Raw genomic sequence first — 19600 nt, 5'->3', positions numbered from 1 at the left:
CCGATGCGGCCGGTGTCCGGCGCTCAGCCTCCCAGCAATTCCAGCGCCGCGCGATGGAGTTCCCCGTTCGCCGCCATCAGCACGGTTTCGAAGCCGCGCGTGTCGCCGAGCGGCCGCCCGTTCCAATCGGTGACCACGCCGCCGGCCCCCAGCACGATCGGCATCTGGGGCATGATGTCGTAGTCGAAGACCTCGCTCTCCAGCAGAAGGTCCACTCCGCCGAGTGCCAGCAGGCCCGCGGCATAGCCGTCATGCGACATGCGGGTGAAGCGCGCCTTGGAGGCAAGTGCGGCAAAGCGCCGGTGGCGGTCGGCGTCGAACTGCTCCAGCGCGGAGGTGTAGACGATGGCCTGCTCGATGCCGCGCGTGTCGCTGGTCCGCACCGGCTGGCCGTTCAGCACGGTGGCCGCGCCGGCCTGGCCGAGCCATCGCTCGCAAGTGATCGGCTGGTCGATGATGCCGAGCACCGGCACGCCGCGATGCAACAGCGCGATCTGGGTGCCGAAGGCCAGCGAGCCCGAGATGAAGGACTTGGTGCCGTCGATCGGATCCAGCACCCACACCCACTCCGCCTCCGGCCGGTGGACGCCGAACTCCTCGCCGCGGATGCCGTGTTCGGGAAAGGCCGCGCCGATCATCTCGCGCATGGCGGTTTCCGCCTCGCGGTCGGCAATCGTCACCGGGCTCGAGTCCGCCTTGGCGTCGACCGCCAGCCGCCGGCGAAAATAGGGACGCACGATGGCGCGCACGGCGTCTGCCATGGCGTTGGCCAGTTCGAGACAGTCCCGGGGACATGTTGCTTCAGTCATTTCCGCCCTCCTGCCGGCTGTGGCGCCGCGCTTCCGTTGCGATGTCATCGAGCATCGCCCTGACGGTGCGCACCTGCCCGGCCGCCGCCGCCGCCTCCCGCTTCAGCCGCTCCTCCAGCTTCGACGAGCCGGGTTCGGTGAAACTCTCGGTCCGGGCCGCGATGAAGGGATCCTCCCCCTGCCCCGGCCAGCGCAGGGCCGGCGCGAAGTAGCCTTCCTCCTCCTCCAGCCCGAAGGCGCGGACCTGCGGCCTGTCCGCGCCCAGCAAAAGCAGTTCGACCAGCATCGCATGCATCGGCAGGTGCCCATGCCCGGAGGCGCAGGCCAGGTGCGCCCAGCCGCCGCGGTCGGGCCGGATCAGGCAATCCTTCACATGGACTTCCGCGATGTGCGGTGCCTGGCGGGCAAGCGCATCCAGCGGCCGCTCGTAGGCATTGACCATGTTGGCGAAGTCGAACAGCAGGCCGAGGTTCGGGTTCGCGACCTCGTCGACGATGTGCACCAGTTCGTCCGACTTCAGGTCCTCGTGCTGCTCGAGCGTGAAGCGCAGCCTGCCGCCCGGATCGTATTGCGGCAGCCGGCGCAGGTCGTCGATGGTCCACGACACGATCTGCGAGATATGCCCCTCGTAGAGCGGATAGCAGCGCAGCGAGGCGGCGCCGACCGCAAGCGCCCGCGCGACGGCGTCGGACAGGCCGTCGGGCGAGGTCGTGCTGGTCTCGACATGGACTTCAAGGCCAAGCTCCCCGGCCTGCCTGCCGAAGACCGCCAGCTCGTCGCGGGACATCGCGTTCAGGCTCGCGCCTTCGCCGTCGCCGACATGGATCTTGAGACCGGCAAGCCCATGGCGGTGGGCGAAGTCCGCCAGTTCGGAAGGCTTCATGCCGCCGAAACGGAAGTTGAGATGAAAGGCATAGGCGTGCGCGAACAACGGCGCCGCATCGGCCCGCCTTGCAAGCTCGATGCGTGTGTCGCCGGCAAGATCCGCGATCCTTTGCCGCCAATCGTCGCCAGGGCCCGGAACGGCAGACGACAGGCTCATGACAGATGCGCTCCGCCGACATCGACGGCTCCGGCGGCCGGATGCGATCCGGCGGGAGGCGAAGACTGGGGGCGGTTTCGGGAAAAGCGCGGCGGGAGGCACAGCATGTGAACATTCCGGATACTTCGTCGGCTTTGAGTTTGCCAACAAAATGGAATGCTGCGGATGGCCACTTATCGGATTTAGGCAAGACCACTTCCGCATCCCGGATGCCTGGCCGAAAAAGCCCGACGGCTAAAGCCTGCGAGACGAACCGTAGAGGCCGCCGCGCACCTGGACGCCACGCAACAGCAGCCTGAGAAGGCCGCTTCCGATGGACAGCAGCAGGTTCGGCCGGCCACGCGCGGCGGCCGGCGAACCGCCGTCGTCCCCGTCGTCCTTCTCGTCGCAAGCCTGACCGGCCACCGCATGGCCTATGCCCCGGACAATCACTTCTCGCCTCCGTGCCAAAGGCCGCGGCCGTCCGCTCGGCCGCCGGCGGACAGCCGATGTCTCTAGTGCTGAATGCGGCGCACCGGCTCGCCACTGCGCTGCGTGACGCCGACGCCCGGCGCCGCGCCGACCGCCGCGTTGGAAGCGGCCAGCAGCGGCTTGCCGCGCACGATGTCGGACGCGCGCTCGGCCAGCATGATGGTGGGCGCGTTGAGGTTGGCGTTCGGTTCGGACGGGAAGACCGAACTGTCGATGACGCGCAGCCCCTCGATGCCGCGCACCTTGAGGTTGCTGTCCACCACGGCCATGGCGTCCTCGCCCATGCGGCACGAGCCGCAGGGGTGGTACGTGCTCTCCATCGTCTCGCGCACCCAGGCGTCGATCTCGTCGTCCTTCTTGACGTCGGCGCCCGGCGCCATCTCCTCGCCGCGGAAGCGGTCGAAGGCCGGCTGGGCGATGATCTCGCGCGTCAGCCTGAGGCAGCGGCGGAAGCCCTCGCGGTCCTCCTCGCGCGAAAGATAGTTGAACAGGATATCGGGCTGCTCATGCGCCTCCGGCGAGCGCAGCCGCACATAGCCGCGGCTCTTGGGCTTGTTCGGGCCGGTCAGCACCATGAAGCCGTGGCCCTTCAGGGGCTTCTTGCCGTCGTAGCGCATCGCCGCCGGCAGGAAATGGAACTGGATGTCGGGCCATTCCAGCGAGGCGTCGGAACGGATGAAGCCGCCGCTTTCGAAATGGTTCGACACCGACAGGCCCTTCTTGAACAGGACCCATTCGGCGCCGATCAGGAACCGGCTCCACGGGTCCATCTTGCCGTTCAGCGTGATCGGTTCCTTGCAGGCGTACTGGATGTAGACCTCCGAGTGGTCCTGGAGGTTTTCGCCGACGCCGGGCAGGTCGTGCAGCACCGGCACGCCCGCCTTCTGCAGCACCGCCGCCGGGCCGATGCCGGAGCGCTGCAGCAGATGCGGCGAGCCGATCGGGCCCGACGAGATCAGCACTTCGCGGCTTGCCCTGGCGACATGCCTGGCGCCGCCCTGCTCGTATTCGACGCCGACGGCGCGCTTGCCTTCGAGAAGGACGCGCCGGGTCATCGCGTGGGTGACGACGGTGAGGTTCGGCCGCCCCATCGCCGGCTTCAGGTAGGCGTTGGCGGTGGACCAGCGCACGCCGTCCTTGACGGTCATGTGCATGGCCCCGAAGCCTTCCTGCATGTAGCCGTTCGGGTCCTCGGTGGTGATGTAGCCTGCCTCGCGGCCGGCATCGACGAAGGCGCGATAGAGCGGGTTCTTCATCTTGTTGCCGGCGTTGGTGGCGAGCGGGCCGGCGTCGCCGCGATAGGAATCGCCGCCGTCCTGCCAGTTCTCGGCGCGCTGGAAATAGGGCAGGCAGTTGGCATAGCCCCAGCCGCGCGCGCCGAGCTCGGCCCATTCGTCGAAATCGCGGGCGTGGCCGCGCATGTAGACCAGCCCGTTGATCGAGGAGGAGCCGCCGATCACCTTGCCGCGCGGGCAATGCACGCGCCGGCCGTCGAGGCCGGGTTCCGGCAGCGTCATGTATTTCCAGTTGTACTTCGTGCCGTTCATCGGAATGGACAGCGCCGTCGGCATCTGGATGAAGATGGATTTGTCGCTGCCGCCGAATTCCAGCACCAGCACCTTGCAGGACGGGTCCTCCGTCAGGCGGTTGGCCAGCACGCAACCGGCCGAACCGGCGCCGATGATGATGTAGTCGAATGTCCCGGTCATGACACAGCCCTATGGAAGTTGGCAGGATGGGGGAACGGCGGGGCCGAAGCCCCGCCGAATGCGCTTGTGCTCAGTTGCCCGGATAGCCGCCCCAGCCCTTGCCGGTGGCGAACCTGCGGCTGAGCCCGTAGTGAACCAGCCCGGCCACCACGCAGGACGGGATGGAGGCGGTGACGAACTTGAAGACGGAAAGGCTGGCGAGCGTCTGCGGATTGAAGATCCAGACATAGACCCCGAAGCCGGCCGCCAGCGCGACAAGCCCGATCGGATTGAAGCCGCCGACGAAGCGATAGGCGCCGTTTTCCTGCGGGGCGTGCAGCTCGCGCATGTCGAGCTTCTGCCCGCGCAGGAAGAAGTAGTCGGCGATGCCGATGCCGGCCAGCGCCGAATTGAGCGCCGAGGTCCACACCAGGAAGATGAAGAAGCCGTCGTACATCTGCGGGTAGAACACCACCAGCCCGAGCGGGATCAGGCAGAACAGGAACAGGATCGTGCCCCAGGGGATGCGCCGCACCGATTCCGTGCCCACCTGCCGCAGCCCGACGATCGAGGTGTAGAGGATGTTGGCCATCGACGTCATGTTGGCGAAGGCGACGAACAGCAGCGCGACCACGCCGACCGCCGGGCCGGCGATCTTGGTCATCCAGATGGTCGGATCGCTTTCGCCCAGCGCGACGGCCGCCAGCAGGCCGACGATCTCGCCAAGCGCCGCCGCGCCGAAGATGCCGAGGATGTTCGGCCAGAAGGCCGTGCGTTCGTTCTTCGTCAGCCGGGCCAGGTTGCCGATATAGGGCCACCAGGAGAAGCCGGCCGCGAGATTGACCTCGACGGCGATGATGAAGTTGAGGTGCTTGTCCTCGAAGGGCGGATCGAGCGCGGGCAGCGTCATCAACTCGCCGAAGGAATGCTTGCTCAGGATGAGATAGAGCATGACCCCCATCAAGATCACCAGCGCCGGCGAGATGACCATGTTGAAGAACTTGATCGAGGTCGGCCCCTTGGCCACCACGAACCAGGTCACCAGGATCGCGAGGATGGCGGAAATCATCATCTTGATGCCGGTGGGCGATGCCTGCCCGCCGTCGCTCAGCGCGATCAGCCCGTCGATGGAGCGGCCGAACATCATGGCGAGAACCGCCAGCCAGCCCATCGTCAGCACGACGACCGCCAGCACGTAGACCAGCCGCGTGCCGTTGTAGCCGAACTGGCTGCGCAGGGCGACGAACTGCTCGACGCCGTAGCGGCCGGTCATGCAGGTGGTGGCCAGGGCCGTGAGCACCACGCCGATGATGTTGCCGATGACGATGGCGGCGATGCCTTCCTTCGGCCCGACGAACAGGCCGACCGAGCCGCCGATCAGGAACGCCCATGTCGCGATCGCCAGGGCCGAGTTGGCGTAGGTGAATTCCCAGAAACCCCAGAGCCGCTCGGAGGGCAGGATCGGGGCATCGCCACGCTCGGCCGCGTCCCGATAGGCGGCGACGTTGCTGTCCGTCTCCTCGAAGGAGACGCCGTTGCGGATCGTGGTGTCGCTCATCTCAAGCCCCCCAGATCCAGAAGGCCGCGACGAGCAGCGCGGTAAGCGCGGCGATGGCGGCGTAGTCGATCCGCGTCATCGTGCCTTCCCAGCGCTGGCCGGCCTCGATGTCCTCGTAGACGCGCGCGCGCCGGTCGAGCTCGCGCTGCCATCCCGTATCCTGACTGCTCATCAGCTTCCTCCTCTCGCGGTCGCCTGTGTACGACCCGCGTTTCGGCACAGCGGCGCTGACCGCCGTGCTCCTCCCCTCCATGACCGGAGCGCTCCTCTCGCGCTCCGGACCCTTCCCTACCGGACCGACACCGGTCCGGCGTAATAAGGCAGCCGGTCGACGCGCGGCTTCCACGAGCCGTCCGCCGTCACCTTCAGCACATGCGCGGCGATCTCCTCCATCGGCGCGAACCACACGTCGCCCCGTTGCAGGACCTGCTCGAGGAAGCGATGCACCACCTCCCACCGCGCCAGGCGGCCGGTGGCGAAGGGGTGGACGACGGGCACCCACAGCCCGCCGTGCCGATAGGCCGCCTCGAACTCCTGGGCGAAGATCGCGAAGCCCTGCTCGGGCGCGCGGATCGGCATCATGTAGTCGAGGTCCATCGACTGGACATATTGCGGCCAGTCGTCGAGCCCCCAGTGCGACGGCAGCTCGACCAGCCGCCCGGCGTCGCATTCGAGCAGATACGGGATGTCGTCGCCCATCAGCGAGGCGTCGTATTCGAAGCCGCGCGTGGCCAGGAGGTCCGCCGAGCGGTGCGAGAAATTGTAGAGCGGCGCCCGCCAGCCGCGCGGCCGCCGGCCGCTCGCCTTGACGATCACCTCGATGCCGCGGTCGAGCCAATAGGCTTCGTCTTCGTCGGAAAGCTCGCGCGGATGCTCGTGCAGGAAACCGTGGTGGGCGAGTTCATGGCCCTCGCCCAGGATCGCCTCTATCGCCTGCGGGTATTTTTCGATGCACCAGGCGGGCACGAAGAAGGTCTGCCGGATGCCGAGCTGCCGGTAGCTTTCGACGATGCGCGGAACCGCCACCCTCGGCCCGTATTGCAGCATGGAGATCGCCGCCACGCGGCTGTGGCCGTCCTGCGGGTGCGCGATGTGGACGAGGCTGTCGGCATCCATGTCGAAGGTGACGCAGGCGGCGCATTTCGCCCCGTTCGGCCAGGGGATCGGGTTGCGGATCATGGCATCACGCTCCCGCCGTTGCTGCCCACGCCCTGCCCGGTGAAATAGCGGCCGCCGGGACCGGCGAGGAACAGCGCCAGTTCGCCGATCTCCTCCGGCTGGCCGAAGCGGGCGAGAGGTATGGCAAGCTCGCGCGCGCGCCATTCGGCGCTCATGTTGGCCGCGCCCAGCATCTCGGTGTCGATCGGGCCGGGGCAGATGGCGTTGACGAGGATGCGCGGCGCGAATTCCTTCGCCCAGGAGCGCACCAGGCCGAGCACGCCGTGCTTGGACGCGACATAGGGCGAGAAGGTCTCGCGGCCGTAATAGGCCATGTCGGAAGCGATCATGATGGCGCGGGCAGGCGCTTCCGCCGTGCCGCCCATCATGCCGACGGCCATCTTGCCGACGAGGAAGGAGCCGCGCAGGTTGATGGCGATCACCCGGTCGAAATCGGCCGCCGGCGTTTCGAGAAGCGGCGCTTCGTGGATGACGCCGGCGCAGTGCACCAGCACGTCGAGCCCGCCGAACTTTTCCTTCACCGCCGCGCCGAGGGCGTGGACCGCGCTTTCGTCGGAGACATCGCAGGCGAGCGGCAGCGTTTGCGCCGCCCCGGCCCGGGCCGCCGCCGCGGCGGTTTCGTCGGGCTTGCGGATATCGGCGAGCGCGACCCGCGCGCCGGTTCCGGCGAAGGCGAGGGCGCAGGCCGCGCCGATGCCGCGATAGGCGCCGGTGACGAGGACGCGCCGGCTCATGCCATCACCTCGCCGCGGTCGAGCATGATGCCCTGGCCGGTCATGTCCCTGGCGCCGTCCGAGGCCAGGAACAGGTAGGGCGCGGCCAGGTCTTCCGGCTCCAGCAGGCCGGGCAGGACCTGCGCGCCGACGATCTCGGCCAGCAGGTCGTCCTCGCTGCGGCCGGTGCGGATGGACATGTTCTTCAGCGAAAGCAGCGCCGCCTCGGTGCGCACCCATCCGGGACGGACCGCGTTGACGCGGATGCCCTTCGGCCCGAGTTCCTTGGCCATGACGCGGGTGAAGCCGAGATTGGCGTGCTTGGAGGTGATGTAGGCGGAGAATTCCGGCACCGCGACGCGGCTCCAGATCGAGGCCGTGACGATGATGCGCCCGCCCGCCGTCATGTGCGGCACGGCGTTGCGGGTGACGTAGAAGGTGCCGTTGGTGTTGATGTCGGTGATGCGGCGGAAGGTGTCCTCCACCGACGGATCGTCGTCGAGCAGCGGCGTGATGCGCTCCAGCCCGGCGTTGTTGACGAGAACGTCGATGCGGCCGAAACCGGCCAGCGCCGCCTTCACCCCCGCTGCGTCGGTGATGTCGCACTCGATCGCCCGCACCGGCCGGCCGCTCCCGGCCGAAATCTCACGCGCGGCCTCGTGAATGCCGGCGCCGGAAGACAGGACGGTGAGATCGGCACCGGCCAGCGCGAAGGCCTCCGCCACGGCGCGGCCGATGCCCCTGCTCGCTCCGGTGACCAGGACGCTTTCGCCGGAAAAGTCGTAGCTGAGCCTGCCCATTTCTCAGCCCTTCCTGGCGTGAAAGACGCGGCCGATGAAGTTCATCAGGATCTGGGCCGCGAGGATGGAGGTGGAGCCGGAATGGTCGTAGTCGGGCGCGACTTCGACGAGATCGACGCCGACGACGGTGCCACGCCTGGCAAGCGCCGCCAGGATTTCCAGCACCTCGTAATAGATGAAGCCGCCATGCGATGGCGTGCCGGTGCCGGGCGCAATCGAGGGATCGAAACCGTCGATGTCGATGGTGACGTAGTAGCGGGCGCCGGCCGGAACCCGCTCGGCCGCCGCCTTTGTGCCGAGCGCGCGGATCTGGCGCACCGACAATATGTCGGAGCCCATCCTGCGCGCATCCTCATAGCCCTCGCGCGCGGTGGACGACACGTTGCGGATGCCGAACTGCGACAGGCCGCTGACATAGGACTTTTCCGCCGCACGGCGCATCGGGTTGCCGTGGCCGTAGCGCACGCCGTGGCGCTCGTCGACGAAGTCGAGATGCGCGTCGATCTGGACGATGTGGATCGGGCCGTTCTTCTCGCAATCCTCGGCAAAGGCGTTGACGCAGGGGATGTTGACGGAGTGGTCGCCGCCCAGCACCACCGGCAAGGCCCCTGCCGCGAGCACCTTGCGCACGGCGAACTCGATGTTGGCGTGGCTCTTCGTCGTGTCGGTGTGCACGATGTCGGCGTCGCCGATATCGACGATGGAGACCTCGCCGTTCGGCAGGTAGGTGACGTCGTCCTCGTGGTCGTAGGCGCCGCCGTGACCGAACGAGAACAGCGTCGAGGCCTCGCGGATGGCCCGCGGCCCGAACCGGGTTCCGGCGCGCCACTGCGTGCCGCAGTCGAAGGGCGCGCCGAGGATGGCGACGTCGGCGTCGATGGCGTCCCAATCGGGCTGGTAGGGATATTTGCCGAACGTGCAGATGCCGACGAACGGCAGGTTCAGCCGGCCGGAATCATAGGAATTGCTGGACATGCTGGCGGCTCCTCCCGCGTTATGGCGGCGAAGTAAGCCATCAAAGAAAACTTCGACAAACTCCTATCATTGGATGTTTAGTTGTGTTTCATTCGATGTATGCAAAGCCAGTCTCGCCAACGTGTGCTCAGCCTGTCGCTCGGCGACGTCGAATTGCGGCTGCTGCGCGTCTTCGCGGCCATCGTCCATCACAACGGGTTTTCGGCCGCCCAGGCTTCCCTCGGCATGACGCAGCAGACGATCTCCACGCACATGCGGCATCTCGAGGAGCGGCTCGCGCTGCGGCTGTGCGAACGAGGGCGCAGCGGCTTTCAACTGACCGACGAAGGCCGGCAGGTGCATGCCGCGACGCTCGACCTGTTCGGGGCGATCGAGCAGTTCCAGAGCCGGCTCGGCGAGGCGCAGGGCGAATTGTCCGGAAGCCTGCGGTTCGGAACGGTCGACGCCATGGTCACCAATCGCGCCCTCAATCTCCAGGGCGCGATCGGCGCGTTCCATCGGCAAGCGCCCCGTGTGCGCCTCGAAATCGACGTCGCCGCGCCGCAGGTGCTCTATCAGGGGCTGCTCGACGGCTCCTACCAGATCGTGCTGATGCCATCGATGAGCGGGCTGCCGGCGCATTTTCGTGCGCAGGCGATCTTCTCCGAAACGCAGAAGCTCTACTGCGCCAAGGGCAGTCCCCTGTTCGGGATACCGGACGAATCGATAACCGACACCCTCCTGGAAGCCCAGCCCTTCGCCGGCCGCACCTATATGCCCGACAGGCAGATCTGCGGCGTGAATTTCGGCTGGGCCGCCGCCACGCCGCACATGGAAGGCACGCTGCTCCTGCTCCTGTCGGGTGTCTATATCGGGTTCCTGCCGGATCATTACGCGGAGGAATCCGTGCGCAACGGCAAGCTGCGCATGCTCGTGCCCGGGCGCATGTCCTTCGAGGATCCCTTCTACATCGCCTATCCGCGCGAACGCCCCTCGCGCGCGGCGGAAACCTTGTCGCAAGCGATCGTTCGGCCGCTTTCTGACGAGTTTGCTTAGAAGCCGACAGAGGGCTGACGACCCCCGTTCACCGAAGGGCAGCTATGGGCTGGGTCCATCCGGGGACCAGACGGTCTGCTACCGGCCCCGATCGTGCCGAAGGGTAAGCCGTTATCCGCCTGGGGCCGTTATCCTGGCGATACCCGCCGCTTTGACGAATGCGCGGTGGCAACTGCTTCCGCTGTGCAAGCCATCCAGCGCGTCCCGGCAGGTACGGAGCGCCCTGTGGTATGCACGGCGACGGCTTGAATGGTCCGTACATTCGTCCTGCATCGCCTCGGGAATAGCGCTTCTTTGTCCTGTCATCCGGGACCACCCTGCCGAACCAGTGTTTGTGCAGGGCCATTCCGTCCTTGCGCGTTGTGTCCGCGATCGGCTTTTCACGCACCAGCTTAAGGAAATTTGATATCGCGGCCTTCCGAGTGTTGTCCCAACGCTTCAACTGTCCGGGGCTCTTTTTTGCAAGCTCCTCTTTTTTGATTTCGTTCTTGTATATTTCGTATGCCTCCCACCAGCTATCCCTCGGCCGGTCTTCACATCCAAGAACGGCGGCTTCCACTTCGGGCGACGCCCCGGCCGGCGGAATCGCAAGCACGTGCCTGACGAGATCGGCGAGCGATCCCGATGCCAGCTCCGAACTCGTCCGGTAGGCGAACCCCAAAGCTTCCGCACGCCGGACTGCCGCATCGTACTGCAGGCGAGCCTTGGCTTCGTCCTCCTCGAGAATCAGGGACTGCCAATAGTCGTTGTCAGCAGCCTCCAGCCTGTCCCGCTTGGCTCGAGCCTCGGCCAGGTCATCGGTCTTAAGCGATATTCGGACAAGCGGCGAACGCGAATCCAAAGAAGCGACCACTGCGGGGATGCGCCGCCAGCAATAGTAAATTCCCCGCCGCGTCAGCAGGTAGCGATCAGGGTCGACTTTCCGGTAATGCCGCATCCCGCCACCTCTATGGTAGCGCTGTTTGTGTCACGAATGTATCACAATTCTGCGGCAGGGCAAACCAGTCTCCAATAGAGCATGCGCGCAACACCCTGCCCTGCAAGGATTTGACAGCGATTAAAGGGCGGATAATGGAGCGGGTGAAGGGAATCGAACCCTCGTATTCAGCTTGGAAGGCTGCTGCTCTACCATTGAGCTACACCCGCGCCGCAGGTCTTTCCGTGCAAGCCGTTCAGGCCGTGCCTTCCACGCGCTTGCACAAGCTCCGGTGCGGCAGTGGTGGAGGGGGTTGGATTCGAACCAACGTAGGCAAAGCCAACGGATTTACAGTCCGTCCCCTTTAACCACTCGGGCACCCCTCCGTACTGCCGCCGGAGCCATGCAACGAGGCATTTCCGCAGATGTCGGAAGCGCAGCAAGGCCCGCCCCGAAATCCGCGTGCGCCTTATGGCGGCAAGGCACTGGAGTGTCAACCGCGCGAGGAATGATTTCGCCGACTTATTCGCAAGGCCGCGGCGGGCGCCGTATCCAAAGCGGGCCGCCGCCGCTATAGAGGCTGCATGAGCAATCGAAAGAAGCCCGGCCCATCCGGCGGCGCGCCTGCCGCCGGCAGCGCCAAGGACAGCCACTATGCGCGCCTGCGCCGCGCCCATCGCGACGAGCAGAGCGGCGGCAAACCCGTGTTCCGGCAGCGGCCCAAGCTTCCGCCGGGAGAGAGCGCGCCAGACGGACTGGTCCGGCTCTACGGTCTGCATACGGTGCGCGCGGCGCTCGACAACCCACGCCGCCGAATCAGGCGCATGATGGTGACGCGCAACGCGGCCGAGCGGCTCGGCCTGCCTGAGCTCTCCGCCCTGCCCTTCCCGGCCGAACTGGTCGAGCCGCGCGACATAGACAAGCTGACCGGATCGGACGCCGTGCACCAGGGCGTGCTGGTCGAGGCCGAGCCCCTGGCTCCCAAGCGGCTCGACGCGCTCGGCGACGCGCCATTGGTGCTGGTGCTGGACCAGGTGACGGACCCGCACAATGTCGGCGCCATATTGCGCTCCGCTGTGGCCTTCGGGGCCGGCGCGCTGATCACGACCTCGCGGCACAGCCCGGCCGAATCCGGCGTTCTGGCCAAATCCGCTTCCGGCGCCATCGAGCACATCGACCATATCGAGGTGAAGAACCTGGCGGACGCGCTCGGCCAGTTGCACGACGCCGGCTATGCGAGCATCGGGCTCGATTCGGATGGACCGGCCGAACTGGAAAAGACCTTTTCGGGGAAAAAAATCGCCCTCGTGTTGGGAGCCGAGGGCAAGGGCCTGCGCCAAAAGACGCGCGAGACGGTGACGGCACTTGCCCGGCTGGACATGCCGGGCGCCATCCGTTCGCTCAATGTGTCGAACGCGGCCGCCGTGGCGCTCTATGCCGCGCGCAAATTCCTGAACGGGTAGCGCATCGCGAAAGGCCGCCGTTGGGAACGGAACCGGCTGACCCTCATCGACACGCTACCCGTATCTTGTCGGCCGCCGCCCGCGCATCGGCGGGGCGCGGCGGCCTTATTCGTGGCTCTGCCTATGCTCAGGCCACTTCGTGGCTTGTGTGCTCAGGCCACTTCGTGGCTTTGTCTGCTCAGGCCACTTCGTGGCCGGCCATACGCTCCAGGGCGCGCACCAGCGCGGAATGGTCCTCTTTGGCGCCGCCATGGGCCGCGCAGGAATTGAAGAGCTGCTGCGTGGTCGAGGTGTTGGGCAGCGCGATGCCGAGCGAACGCGCGCCTTCCAGCGCCAGGTTCAGGTCCTTCTGGTGCAGTTCGATGCGGAAGCCCGGCTCGAAGGTACGCTTGACCATGCGGTCGCCGTGGACTTCGAGGATGCGGGAATTGGCGAGGCCGCCCATCAGCGCCTGCCGCACCTTGGCCGGATCGGCGCCGGCCTTGGAGGCGAAGACCAGTGCTTCGGCAACGGCCTCGATGGTCAGCGCGACGATGATCTGGTTGGCGACCTTGGTGGTCTGGCCCGAACCGTTGGGGCCGACAAGCGTGATGTTCTTGCCGAGCTTCTCGAAGATCGGCTTGGCGCGCTCGAAGGAAGCCTCCTCGCCGCCGACCATGATGGCCAGCGACGCCGCCTTGGCGCCCACCTCGCCGCCCGAAACCGGCGCGTCGAGATAGTCGGCGCCCAGCGCCTTGATCCTGGTCGCGAACTCCTTGGTGAAGATCGGCGAGATCGAGCTCATGTCGATGACGAGCTTGCCCTTGGAAAGGCCGGATGCGACGCCGTTTTCGGCGAACAGCACTTCCTGCACCTGCGGCGTGTCCGGAACCATCAGGATGACGATGTCCGCTGCCTTGGCCACCGCATCGTTGCCCTTCACCACCTTCAGGCTCTTGGCCTTCAGTTCGGCCGGCGCGGCGATGAAATGGTCGGTGGTGACGACCTCGTAGCCCGCGTCGAGCAGATGTCCGGCCATGGGCGCGCCCATGATGCCGAGGCCGATAAAGCCGATCTTTTCCATTTTCTTCTTCTCCTGCTTGTCAACGCGGCTCAGGCGGCCGCGCTGGCGTTCTTGCCAAAATCCTTGAACCAGCCGAGACCGGCCTCGGTGCCGTTGGCGGGCTTGTATTCGGCGCCGATCCAGCCGGCGTAGCCGATGCGATCGATGAAATCGTAGAGGAAGGGATAGTTGATCTCGCCCGTCCCCGGCTCGTGACGGCCGGGATTGTCCGCAAGCTGGATATGCGCGATGCGGCCGAGATTGGCCTCGATGGTGCGGGCGAGATCTCCCTCCATGATCTGCATGTGATAGATGTCGTATTGGAGATACAGGTTCTTCGAACCCACGCGCTCGATGATGCCGAGCGCCTGCCTGGTGTTGGTCAGGAAGAAGCCGGGAATGTCGCGCGTGTTGATCGGCTCGATCAACAGCCTGATCCCCGCCTGCTCCAGCTTCGCTGCCGCGAACTTCAGGTTCTCGACGAAGGTGTCCTCGAGTTTCTGCCTGTCCGCGCCCTGGGGTGCGATTCCCGCCAGGCAGTTCACCTGCCCGCAGCCCAGCGCCTTGGCATATGCGATCGCCGTATCGACGCCGCGGCGGAATTCCTCCACGCGCTCCGGCAGCACGGCGATGCCGCGCTCGCCCTTGCCCCAGTCGCCGAACGGCAGGTTGAACAGCACCTGCTCCAGCCCGTTCTTCTTCAGGCGGGCGGCGACAGTCTCGGCCGGATGATCATAGGGGCCGAGATATTCCACGCCCTTGAAGCCGGCGCGCGCGGCCGCGTCGAAACGGTCGAGGAAATCATGCTCGCCGAAGAGCATTGAAAGATTGGCTGAAAACCGTGGCATAGCCGTATCCCTTGAGAAATTGATTCCGGTTGATGGCGCTCAGTCGAGCAGAAGGATGGCGGTCGGCGCATCCTCGTTGCGCTCGGCAAGCTCCTCGAATTCGACGATGTTGTCGATCTCCGCGCCCATGGAAATGTTGGTGACGCGCTCCAGGATGAATTCCAGAACGACCGGAACCTGGTGCTCCTTCATCAGCCGCTCGGCTTCCTTGAAGGCGCCGGCGAAGTCCTCGGGCTTGGTGACGCGAACGGCCTTGCAGCCCATGGCTTCCGCGACGGCGACGTGATCGACGCCGTAGCCGGCCTTCGGGTCGTCCTTGCGGTTCTGGTTCTCGAAGGCCAGGCTGACCTCGTAGTCCATCGAGAAGCCGCGCTGCGCCTGACGGATCAGGCCGAGATAGGCGTTGTTCACGACGACATGGATGTAGGGCAGCTTGTGCTGCGCGCCGACCGCGAGTTCCTCGATGAGGAACTGGAAGTCGTAGTCGCCCGACAGCGCCACGATGTTGGCGTCCGGCCTGGCCGCGCGGACGCCCAGCGCCGCCGGCAGCGTCCAGCCGAGCGGGCCGGCCTGGCCGCAATTGATCCAGTTGCGCGGCTTGTAGACGTGCAGGAACTGCGCGCCGGCGATCTGGCTGAGCCCGATGGTCGAGACATAGGTCGTGTCGCGGCCGAAAGCCTTGTTCATCTCCTCGTAGACGCGCTGCGGCTTCAGCGGCACCTGGTCGAAATGCGTCTTGCGCTTCATGGTCTTCTTGCGGTCCAGGCATTCCTTGGCCCAGCCCGACCAGTCGCGCAGCTTGCCTGCGGTCTTCCACTCGGTGGCGACGTCCAGCAGCGTCTTCAGCGCCGCGCCGGCGTCGGAAACGAAGCCGAGATCCGGAGCGAAGACGCGACCGATCTGCGTCGGCTCGATGTCGACATGGATGAACTTCTTGCCCTTGGTGTAGACATCGACCGAACCGGTGTGGCGGTTGGCCCAGCGGTTGCCGATGCCGAACACGAAATCGGACGCCAGCATGCTGGCGTTGCCGTAGCGGTGCGAGGTCTGCAGACCGCACATGCCGGCCATCAGCCGGTGATCGTCGGGGATCGAGCCCCAGCCCATCAGGGTCGGGACGACCGGGATGCCGGTGATCTCGGCGAACTCGATCAGCAGGTCGGAGGCATCCGCATTGATGATGCCGCCGCCGGCGACGATCAAGGGCTTCTCGGCCGTGTTCAGCATGGCCAGGGCCTTCTCGGCCTGGGCGCGCGTCATGGCCGGCTTGAAGACGGGCAGCGGCTCGTAGGCGTCGATGTCGAACTCGATCTCGGCAAGCTGGACGTCGATCGGCAGGTCGATCAGCACCGGGCCGGGACGCGACGAGCGCATGAGGTGGAACGCCTTCTGCAAGGCCATCGGAACCAGATAGGGCTCCATGACGGTGACCGCCCACTTCGCGACCGGCGACGCGATCGCCGCTATATCGACCGCCTGGAAGTCTTCCTTGTTCAGCCTTGCCCGCGGCGCCTGCCCGGTGATGCAAAGGATCGGAATGGAGTCGGCCGAAGCCGAGTAAAGCCCGGTGATCATGTCGGTGCCGGCCGGGCCCGACGTGCCGATGCACAGGCCGATATTGCCCGCCTTGGCGCGGGTGTACCCCTCGGCCATGTGAGATGCCGCCTCGACATGGCGGGCCAGCACATGGCGCACGCTGCCGCGCGCCTTCAGCGCCGAATAGAACGGATTGATCGCAGCGCCCGGCACGCCGAACGCGGTCGAGATGCCTTCCTTTTCAAGAACGAGAACCGCTGCATCAACTGCGCGCATCCTGGCCATTTCATTCCTCCGCACATGGAAGCCTTTCAGATGGCGGAAGATTGCCAGTACCGGGACTATTTTTCAATTTTCTCAAAATAATTTTTCATTTCTATGATTTGCCATTTATGCATTGATTATAAATGCGTTTTCGTTTTTCATCTCTGCGCATTGCCAACAGGTGAAAAAATTTTTTATTCTGCGCCCGACCGGCAAGACAGGCCGGGACCAGCGAGGAGAGCGTAAGTCCATGGAAAAACGACAGCGCGGCCGTCCCCGCGCCTTCAACGGGCCGGCCGAAGCGGCATCCGTGCAATCGCTCGATCGGGCGTTGCGCATCCTCGCCATCATCGCGGAGAGCAACGGGTTGTCGCTGAGCGAGGTGGCGAGCGCTTCGGGCATCGCGGCGCCGACCGCCTATCGGATGCTGACGACGCTCGAAAGCCACGCCATGGTCGAGTTCGACAAGGTCGAGCAGCTATGGTCGATCGGGGTCGGCACCTATCGCATGGGGGCGGCGTTCCTGCGCAGCCGCAAGCTGGTCGACCGGGCGCGCATCGTCATGCAGGAACTGATGGAAAGAACCGGCGAGACCGCCAATCTCGGCGTGGCGGAAGACGATTGCGTGGTGTTCGTCAGCCAGGTGGAGACGCATCAGGCGATCCGCGCCTTCTTCCGGCCGGGCACACGCAGCGCCTTCCACGCCTCGGGCATCGGCAAGGCGGTGCTGGCCTATCTGGATGACGAGCGTGTCGCGGCCATCGCCCGTCGCGCCGGATTGGAGCCGTTCACCGAAAAGACGCTTTCCAGCCTCTCCGCCCTCGCCCGCGACCTCGAAGCGATCAAGGCGCGCGGCTGGGCCGTGGACGACGAGGAACGTTATCCGGGCATGCGCTGCGTCGCGGCCGCCATCTTCAACGAATTCGGCGAACCGGTGGGCGGCGTTTCGGTTTCCGGACCAACCGTGCGGGTCACGCCGGACCGGGTCGCGCAGATCGGGCCGCTGGTGCGGGATGCGGCGAACGAGGTGACGCGCATGATCGGCGGGCTTGCCCAGCCCTGAGCACCGCTGCGCGTTCATCCCATGCCGGTGACGTGCCGCAGCCAGAAAGCCAGCACGACGAAGCCCACGGCGAACGTGACGCCGGTCCAATCGATATCGGCATGGCGGAGCCAGCGGGCGAGCCTGACCAGCAAGGCCCACAGCACGACGGCGAAAAGAACGACCGCGACAACCCGGATCATGGCGATGCCCCTCCTGCAGCGCGTCCAGCATGAATATGGGAACCGGAAGCGCGCTTTTCAGCATCAAGAGGGCGCCTGGGCCGCAGTTCCCCGACATGTGCGGGACAATTGTCTTTACTGGCGCGGCAGATGTGCTAACCGGGGCGCTTCGGATCGCGCGGCTCCATGGAGTGCGCGGTCCCACCGGATTTCCGGTGCCAGCGGGCCGGTTTAGCTCAGCGGTAGAGCAGCGGTTTTGTAAACCGAAGGTCGGGGGTTCAATCCCCTCAACCGGCACCAACACCCCAACGGATTCCCGACGCCCCCACCCGGCAAGAATGCGAAGGCCGAAGTTTCCGGATCCCATGCCCACCCGTCATGAAAACACGGCTTTTGAATAAAAGGCCGCTGTGGATATTTCATCTCGGGCAACCTGGAGCGTTCAGTGTCGGAGCCGGTGGGGCAAGGTGGAGACTTCGATGAAGAGCGACTTTGCCATGGCGCGGCGCCATCTGGAACGCGCGTACAACGCGCTGTCTGGCGACGACGAGACCAGCCGCAAGAGCAGGGACGCCCTCGACCTGCTTGTAGACGCCATCCTGACCGCCGAATATCGGCGGCAGGAATGCGAGATCATCCCGTTTCCGGCTAACGAAGACAGGCGATCTCGCCGCTCCAACATATGAGCCCGCCACCGCGGCGGGCTCTATGACATCTTCCTCTGCGAACGGTCCTTTTTCGGGCCGCCGGTCAGTCCCACTCACGATAGTGCCGCCAATGTTCGCGGCGCCACTCGTGGCGATAGTAAGGACGGTGCCAGCCATACTCATAGCGGGGCCCATACCAGCCGTAGCGGGCCACCGGCCGCCAGCGCATGGGCACGCACCTGCCCCAGCGGTTCAGGCGCCAGCCGCGGCCGCAACCATCCCTTACGTCGATCGTCGGCAACCCCTGTCCTTGGGGAGCGGCAATGGGCGGGGCAGCAATCGGCCCCGCATTAGCCGGGCCTGAAACCGCCATGCCCGTGCCGAGGGTTCCGGCAGCCATCAAGGCCGCCATAGCGAGTTTACGAAGCATCGGATCTACTCCTGTATTCCCTTCACAAGCCAAATGGGCGCGCTCCCGGAACGGTTCCCCCGCACCGGCTGAACTGCATTCAAGTATTGTTGCATTAAGGGAACAGGGCGTGGTCGCCGGCCCCGGCCAGCATCCGGCGGCGGCGACTATGCAGGACGGACATTCCTATATGGCGCGCTTATAAAGTGGTAATTCACCCCGTCTCGCTTCTTTATGCCCTGCCCGCCATTTTCATTCCGGAAGATGCCGGGAGCATGAGATGAACAACATCCTGCCGTTCAGAGCCATCGGGAAGCGGATCGGCCATGGGGACAAGGAGGCCGCGCGGGCATTTATGCGTGCGCTGGCACTCTTCCAGCCGCCCGGCGGGACCGGCCCGCGGGAACGCGAAAATATCCGGCTTCTCGCCGAAGCAGGAGCGCTGGTGGAGGCGGCATTCGCCGTGCTGGCGCTGGAACTTCCGCAGTGGACCGTCAGCCGCATCGACCGCGAAGACGGCGAATGGTACTGCACACTGGAGGTTTCGCCCGGTTACGTCGGGTCCGGCGGCCATGTGGTGTCCTGCCACGGCGCGCTGTCGCTGGCGATTCTAGAGGCGGTGGTCGAGGCGTCGCGCGTGCCCCGTGCTTTCGAAAGCGCTTCGGCCTCCTTGTCGGACCAGGCCACCGTTTGCTGCGAAAACTACCGTTAGATCGCCCGCCGATCCATGAGTGTCGATCGGTGCTAGGGCGTCTGCGGCGAGGGACATGGCGTGCCGACGGCATCGCCGCAGGTGGACGTTGCGGCCTGGGGTCGCGTGCTCAAAGCTTCGGACTGGCGTACGAGTTCGGCAAAGCCAAGCGCGAAACTTCCAAGTATCAGGCAGACGATAAGCAGGCGCGCCAAAAGCAATCGGCCATCCCCAGTCGGTCGGCCCCCGCCGCCCCGTTTCGGGGTCATAACATCAGGCTTGTGGCTTTA

General features: G+C 65.7%; 21 protein-coding genes, 3 tRNA genes and 1 pseudogene. 6 read left to right on the top strand and 19 right to left on the bottom strand.

Annotated elements, in window-relative coordinates; all coding sequences use genetic code 11:
- Positions 1-23: 23 nt before the first annotated feature.
- The 10 genes from QU595_RS06330 to speB all read right to left on the bottom strand — a co-directional run bounded on the left by QU595_RS06330 (position 24) and on the right by speB (position 9235).
- A complete protein-coding gene (locus tag QU595_RS06330) occupies positions 24-809 on the bottom strand; it encodes an inositol monophosphatase family protein (protein WP_315919821.1) in 786 nt (261 codons plus the stop codon).
- On the bottom strand, positions 802-1851 hold the full coding sequence (locus QU595_RS06325) for a sugar phosphate isomerase/epimerase family protein (RefSeq protein ID WP_315919820.1): 1050 nt from the start codon (positions 1849-1851) through the stop codon (positions 802-804). Before QU595_RS06325 ends, QU595_RS06330 begins: the two co-directional genes overlap by 8 nt.
- Positions 1852-2085: 234 nt before the next feature.
- On the bottom strand, positions 2086-2283 hold the full coding sequence (locus tag QU595_RS06320) for a hypothetical protein (RefSeq protein WP_315919819.1): 198 nt from the start codon (positions 2281-2283) through the stop codon (positions 2086-2088).
- 62 nt (positions 2284-2345) lie between these two features.
- The gene (betA, locus tag QU595_RS06315; protein ID WP_315919818.1) at positions 2346-4031 is read right to left on the bottom strand and encodes a choline dehydrogenase; all 1686 of its coding nucleotides are present in this window, start codon (positions 4029-4031) and stop codon (positions 2346-2348) included.
- A gap of 70 nt (positions 4032-4101) precedes the next feature.
- Positions 4102-5568, bottom strand: coding sequence for a purine-cytosine permease family protein (locus tag QU595_RS06310; protein WP_315919817.1), 1467 nt, complete (start codon positions 5566-5568; stop codon positions 4102-4104).
- A 1-nt stretch (position 5569) separates the two neighbouring features.
- Positions 5570-5740 (bottom strand): hypothetical protein, encoded by a 171-nt coding sequence (locus QU595_RS06305; RefSeq protein WP_315919816.1) that lies wholly within the window; start codon positions 5738-5740, stop codon positions 5570-5572.
- A gap of 116 nt (positions 5741-5856) precedes the next feature.
- Positions 5857-6747, bottom strand: a complete 891-nt coding sequence (locus QU595_RS06300; RefSeq protein WP_315919815.1) for a polysaccharide deacetylase — start codon at positions 6745-6747, stop codon at positions 5857-5859.
- Complete coding sequence (locus QU595_RS06295; RefSeq protein ID WP_315919814.1) at positions 6744-7481, bottom strand: SDR family oxidoreductase; 738 nt, start codon at positions 7479-7481, stop codon at positions 6744-6746. The genes QU595_RS06300 and QU595_RS06295 overlap by 4 nt, the downstream gene beginning before the upstream one ends.
- A complete protein-coding gene (locus tag QU595_RS06290) occupies positions 7478-8260 on the bottom strand; it encodes an SDR family oxidoreductase (RefSeq protein WP_315919813.1) in 783 nt (260 codons plus the stop codon). Before QU595_RS06290 ends, QU595_RS06295 begins: the two co-directional genes overlap by 4 nt.
- 3 nt (positions 8261-8263) lie before the next feature.
- The gene (speB, locus tag QU595_RS06285; protein WP_315919812.1) at positions 8264-9235 is read right to left on the bottom strand and encodes an agmatinase; all 972 of its coding nucleotides are present in this window, start codon (positions 9233-9235) and stop codon (positions 8264-8266) included.
- 99 nt (positions 9236-9334) lie between these two features.
- On the opposite strand from speB, the gene QU595_RS06280 reads away from it, so the two are divergent.
- Positions 9335-10270, top strand: coding sequence for a LysR family transcriptional regulator (locus QU595_RS06280; protein WP_315919811.1), 936 nt, complete (start codon positions 9335-9337; stop codon positions 10268-10270).
- 111 nt (positions 10271-10381) lie between these two features.
- Here QU595_RS06280 and QU595_RS30175 read toward each other — a convergent pair whose 3' ends face one another.
- The 4 genes and pseudogenes from QU595_RS30175 to QU595_RS06265 all read right to left on the bottom strand — a co-directional run bounded on the left by QU595_RS30175 (position 10382) and on the right by QU595_RS06265 (position 11572).
- Positions 10382-10543, bottom strand: coding sequence for a DUF982 domain-containing protein (locus QU595_RS30175; protein ID WP_410000498.1), 162 nt, complete (start codon positions 10541-10543; stop codon positions 10382-10384).
- A gap of 466 nt (positions 10544-11009) precedes the next feature.
- Positions 11010-11207 (bottom strand): annotated as a pseudogene (locus tag QU595_RS30170) (DUF6538 domain-containing protein); the annotation flags it as partial.
- A 135-nt stretch (positions 11208-11342) separates the two neighbouring features.
- Positions 11343-11416 (bottom strand) — tRNA-Gly (locus QU595_RS06270).
- Positions 11417-11487: 71 nt separating this feature from the next.
- Positions 11488-11572 (bottom strand) — tRNA-Tyr (locus QU595_RS06265).
- Between the two features lie 198 nt (positions 11573-11770).
- On the opposite strand from QU595_RS06265, the gene QU595_RS06260 reads away from it, so the two are divergent.
- Positions 11771-12649 carry an RNA methyltransferase gene (locus QU595_RS06260; RefSeq protein WP_315919809.1) on the top strand — a complete coding sequence of 293 codons (879 nt, stop codon included), beginning with the start codon at positions 11771-11773 and terminating at the stop codon, positions 12647-12649.
- Between the two features lie 178 nt (positions 12650-12827).
- Here the strand turns inward: QU595_RS06260 and QU595_RS06255 are convergent, their stop codons facing one another.
- The 3 genes from QU595_RS06255 to gcl are packed head-to-tail and all read right to left on the bottom strand — an operon-like array spanning position 12828 to position 16360.
- The gene (locus QU595_RS06255) at positions 12828-13784 is read right to left on the bottom strand and encodes a 2-hydroxy-3-oxopropionate reductase (protein ID WP_315920739.1); all 957 of its coding nucleotides are present in this window, start codon (positions 13782-13784) and stop codon (positions 12828-12830) included.
- On the bottom strand, positions 13742-14539 hold the full coding sequence (gene hyi / locus QU595_RS06250) for a hydroxypyruvate isomerase (RefSeq protein WP_315919808.1): 798 nt from the start codon (positions 14537-14539) through the stop codon (positions 13742-13744). The genes QU595_RS06255 and hyi overlap by 43 nt, the downstream gene beginning before the upstream one ends.
- A 39-nt stretch (positions 14540-14578) precedes the next feature.
- Positions 14579-16360, bottom strand: a complete 1782-nt coding sequence (gene gcl, locus QU595_RS06245) for a glyoxylate carboligase (protein WP_315919807.1) — start codon at positions 16358-16360, stop codon at positions 14579-14581.
- A 229-nt stretch (positions 16361-16589) separates the two neighbouring features.
- On the opposite strand from gcl, the gene bhcR reads away from it, so the two are divergent.
- Positions 16590-17402 carry an HTH-type transcriptional regulator BhcR gene (gene bhcR, locus QU595_RS06240; RefSeq protein ID WP_315919806.1) on the top strand — a complete coding sequence of 271 codons (813 nt, stop codon included), beginning with the start codon at positions 16590-16592 and terminating at the stop codon, positions 17400-17402.
- Between the two features lie 14 nt (positions 17403-17416).
- Here bhcR and QU595_RS06235 read toward each other — a convergent pair whose 3' ends face one another.
- Positions 17417-17584 carry a hypothetical protein gene (locus QU595_RS06235; RefSeq protein WP_315919805.1) on the bottom strand — a complete coding sequence of 56 codons (168 nt, stop codon included), beginning with the start codon at positions 17582-17584 and terminating at the stop codon, positions 17417-17419.
- Positions 17585-17788: 204 nt separating this feature from the next.
- On the opposite strand from QU595_RS06235, the gene QU595_RS06230 reads away from it, so the two are divergent.
- A tRNA-Thr gene (locus tag QU595_RS06230) sits at positions 17789-17863 on the top strand.
- 179 nt (positions 17864-18042) lie between these two features.
- On the top strand, positions 18043-18249 hold the full coding sequence (locus QU595_RS06225) for a hypothetical protein (protein WP_315919804.1): 207 nt from the start codon (positions 18043-18045) through the stop codon (positions 18247-18249).
- Positions 18250-18313: 64 nt separating this feature from the next.
- On the opposite strand, the gene QU595_RS06220 is transcribed toward QU595_RS06225, so the two are convergent.
- Positions 18314-18640 carry a GCG_CRPN prefix-to-repeats domain-containing protein gene (locus QU595_RS06220; RefSeq protein WP_315919803.1) on the bottom strand — a complete coding sequence of 109 codons (327 nt, stop codon included), beginning with the start codon at positions 18638-18640 and terminating at the stop codon, positions 18314-18316.
- A gap of 259 nt (positions 18641-18899) precedes the next feature.
- On the opposite strand from QU595_RS06220, the gene QU595_RS06215 reads away from it, so the two are divergent.
- The gene (locus QU595_RS06215; protein WP_315919802.1) at positions 18900-19331 is read left to right on the top strand and encodes a hypothetical protein; all 432 of its coding nucleotides are present in this window, start codon (positions 18900-18902) and stop codon (positions 19329-19331) included.
- Positions 19332-19600 lie beyond the last annotated feature (269 nt).

The organism is Mesorhizobium sp. SP-1A (assembly GCF_032460275.1).
GTDB lineage: Bacteria > Pseudomonadota > Alphaproteobacteria > Rhizobiales > Rhizobiaceae > Mesorhizobium.
The sequence above is the reverse complement of the archived record's forward strand: the minus strand, read 5'-3'. Positions and strand labels throughout refer to the sequence as shown.

What these genes read in the sequence shown, in the direction of transcription:
- QU595_RS06330 (WP_315919821.1), bottom strand. Translation starts at nt 809, where the DNA reads ATGACTGAAGCAACATGTCCCCGGGACTGTCTCGAACTGGCCAACGCC.
- QU595_RS06325 (WP_315919820.1), bottom strand. Translation starts at nt 1,851, where the DNA reads ATGAGCCTGTCGTCTGCCGTTCCGGGCCCTGGCGACGATTGGCGGCAA.
- betA (WP_315919818.1), bottom strand. Translation starts at nt 4,031, where the DNA reads ATGACCGGGACATTCGACTACATCATCATCGGCGCCGGTTCGGCCGGT.
- QU595_RS06310 (WP_315919817.1), bottom strand. Translation starts at nt 5,568, where the DNA reads ATGAGCGACACCACGATCCGCAACGGCGTCTCCTTCGAGGAGACGGAC.
- QU595_RS06305 (WP_315919816.1), bottom strand. Translation starts at nt 5,740, where the DNA reads ATGAGCAGTCAGGATACGGGATGGCAGCGCGAGCTCGACCGGCGCGCG.
- QU595_RS06300 (WP_315919815.1), bottom strand. Translation starts at nt 6,747, where the DNA reads ATGATCCGCAACCCGATCCCCTGGCCGAACGGGGCGAAATGCGCCGCC.
- QU595_RS06295 (WP_315919814.1), bottom strand. Translation starts at nt 7,481, where the DNA reads ATGAGCCGGCGCGTCCTCGTCACCGGCGCCTATCGCGGCATCGGCGCG.
- QU595_RS06290 (WP_315919813.1), bottom strand. Translation starts at nt 8,260, where the DNA reads ATGGGCAGGCTCAGCTACGACTTTTCCGGCGAAAGCGTCCTGGTCACC.
- speB (WP_315919812.1), bottom strand. Translation starts at nt 9,235, where the DNA reads ATGTCCAGCAATTCCTATGATTCCGGCCGGCTGAACCTGCCGTTCGTC.
- QU595_RS06280 (WP_315919811.1), top strand. Translation starts at nt 9,335, where the DNA reads ATGCAAAGCCAGTCTCGCCAACGTGTGCTCAGCCTGTCGCTCGGCGAC.
- QU595_RS30175 (WP_410000498.1), bottom strand. Translation starts at nt 10,543, where the DNA reads ATGCAGGACGAATGTACGGACCATTCAAGCCGTCGCCGTGCATACCAC.
- QU595_RS06260 (WP_315919809.1), top strand. Translation starts at nt 11,771, where the DNA reads ATGAGCAATCGAAAGAAGCCCGGCCCATCCGGCGGCGCGCCTGCCGCC.
- hyi (WP_315919808.1), bottom strand. Translation starts at nt 14,539, where the DNA reads ATGCCACGGTTTTCAGCCAATCTTTCAATGCTCTTCGGCGAGCATGAT.
- gcl (WP_315919807.1), bottom strand. Translation starts at nt 16,360, where the DNA reads ATGGCCAGGATGCGCGCAGTTGATGCAGCGGTTCTCGTTCTTGAAAAG.
- bhcR (WP_315919806.1), top strand. Translation starts at nt 16,590, where the DNA reads ATGGAAAAACGACAGCGCGGCCGTCCCCGCGCCTTCAACGGGCCGGCC.
- QU595_RS06235 (WP_315919805.1), bottom strand. Translation starts at nt 17,584, where the DNA reads ATGATCCGGGTTGTCGCGGTCGTTCTTTTCGCCGTCGTGCTGTGGGCC.
- QU595_RS06225 (WP_315919804.1), top strand. Translation starts at nt 18,043, where the DNA reads ATGAAGAGCGACTTTGCCATGGCGCGGCGCCATCTGGAACGCGCGTAC.
- QU595_RS06220 (WP_315919803.1), bottom strand. Translation starts at nt 18,640, where the DNA reads ATGCTTCGTAAACTCGCTATGGCGGCCTTGATGGCTGCCGGAACCCTC.
- QU595_RS06215 (WP_315919802.1), top strand. Translation starts at nt 18,900, where the DNA reads ATGAACAACATCCTGCCGTTCAGAGCCATCGGGAAGCGGATCGGCCAT.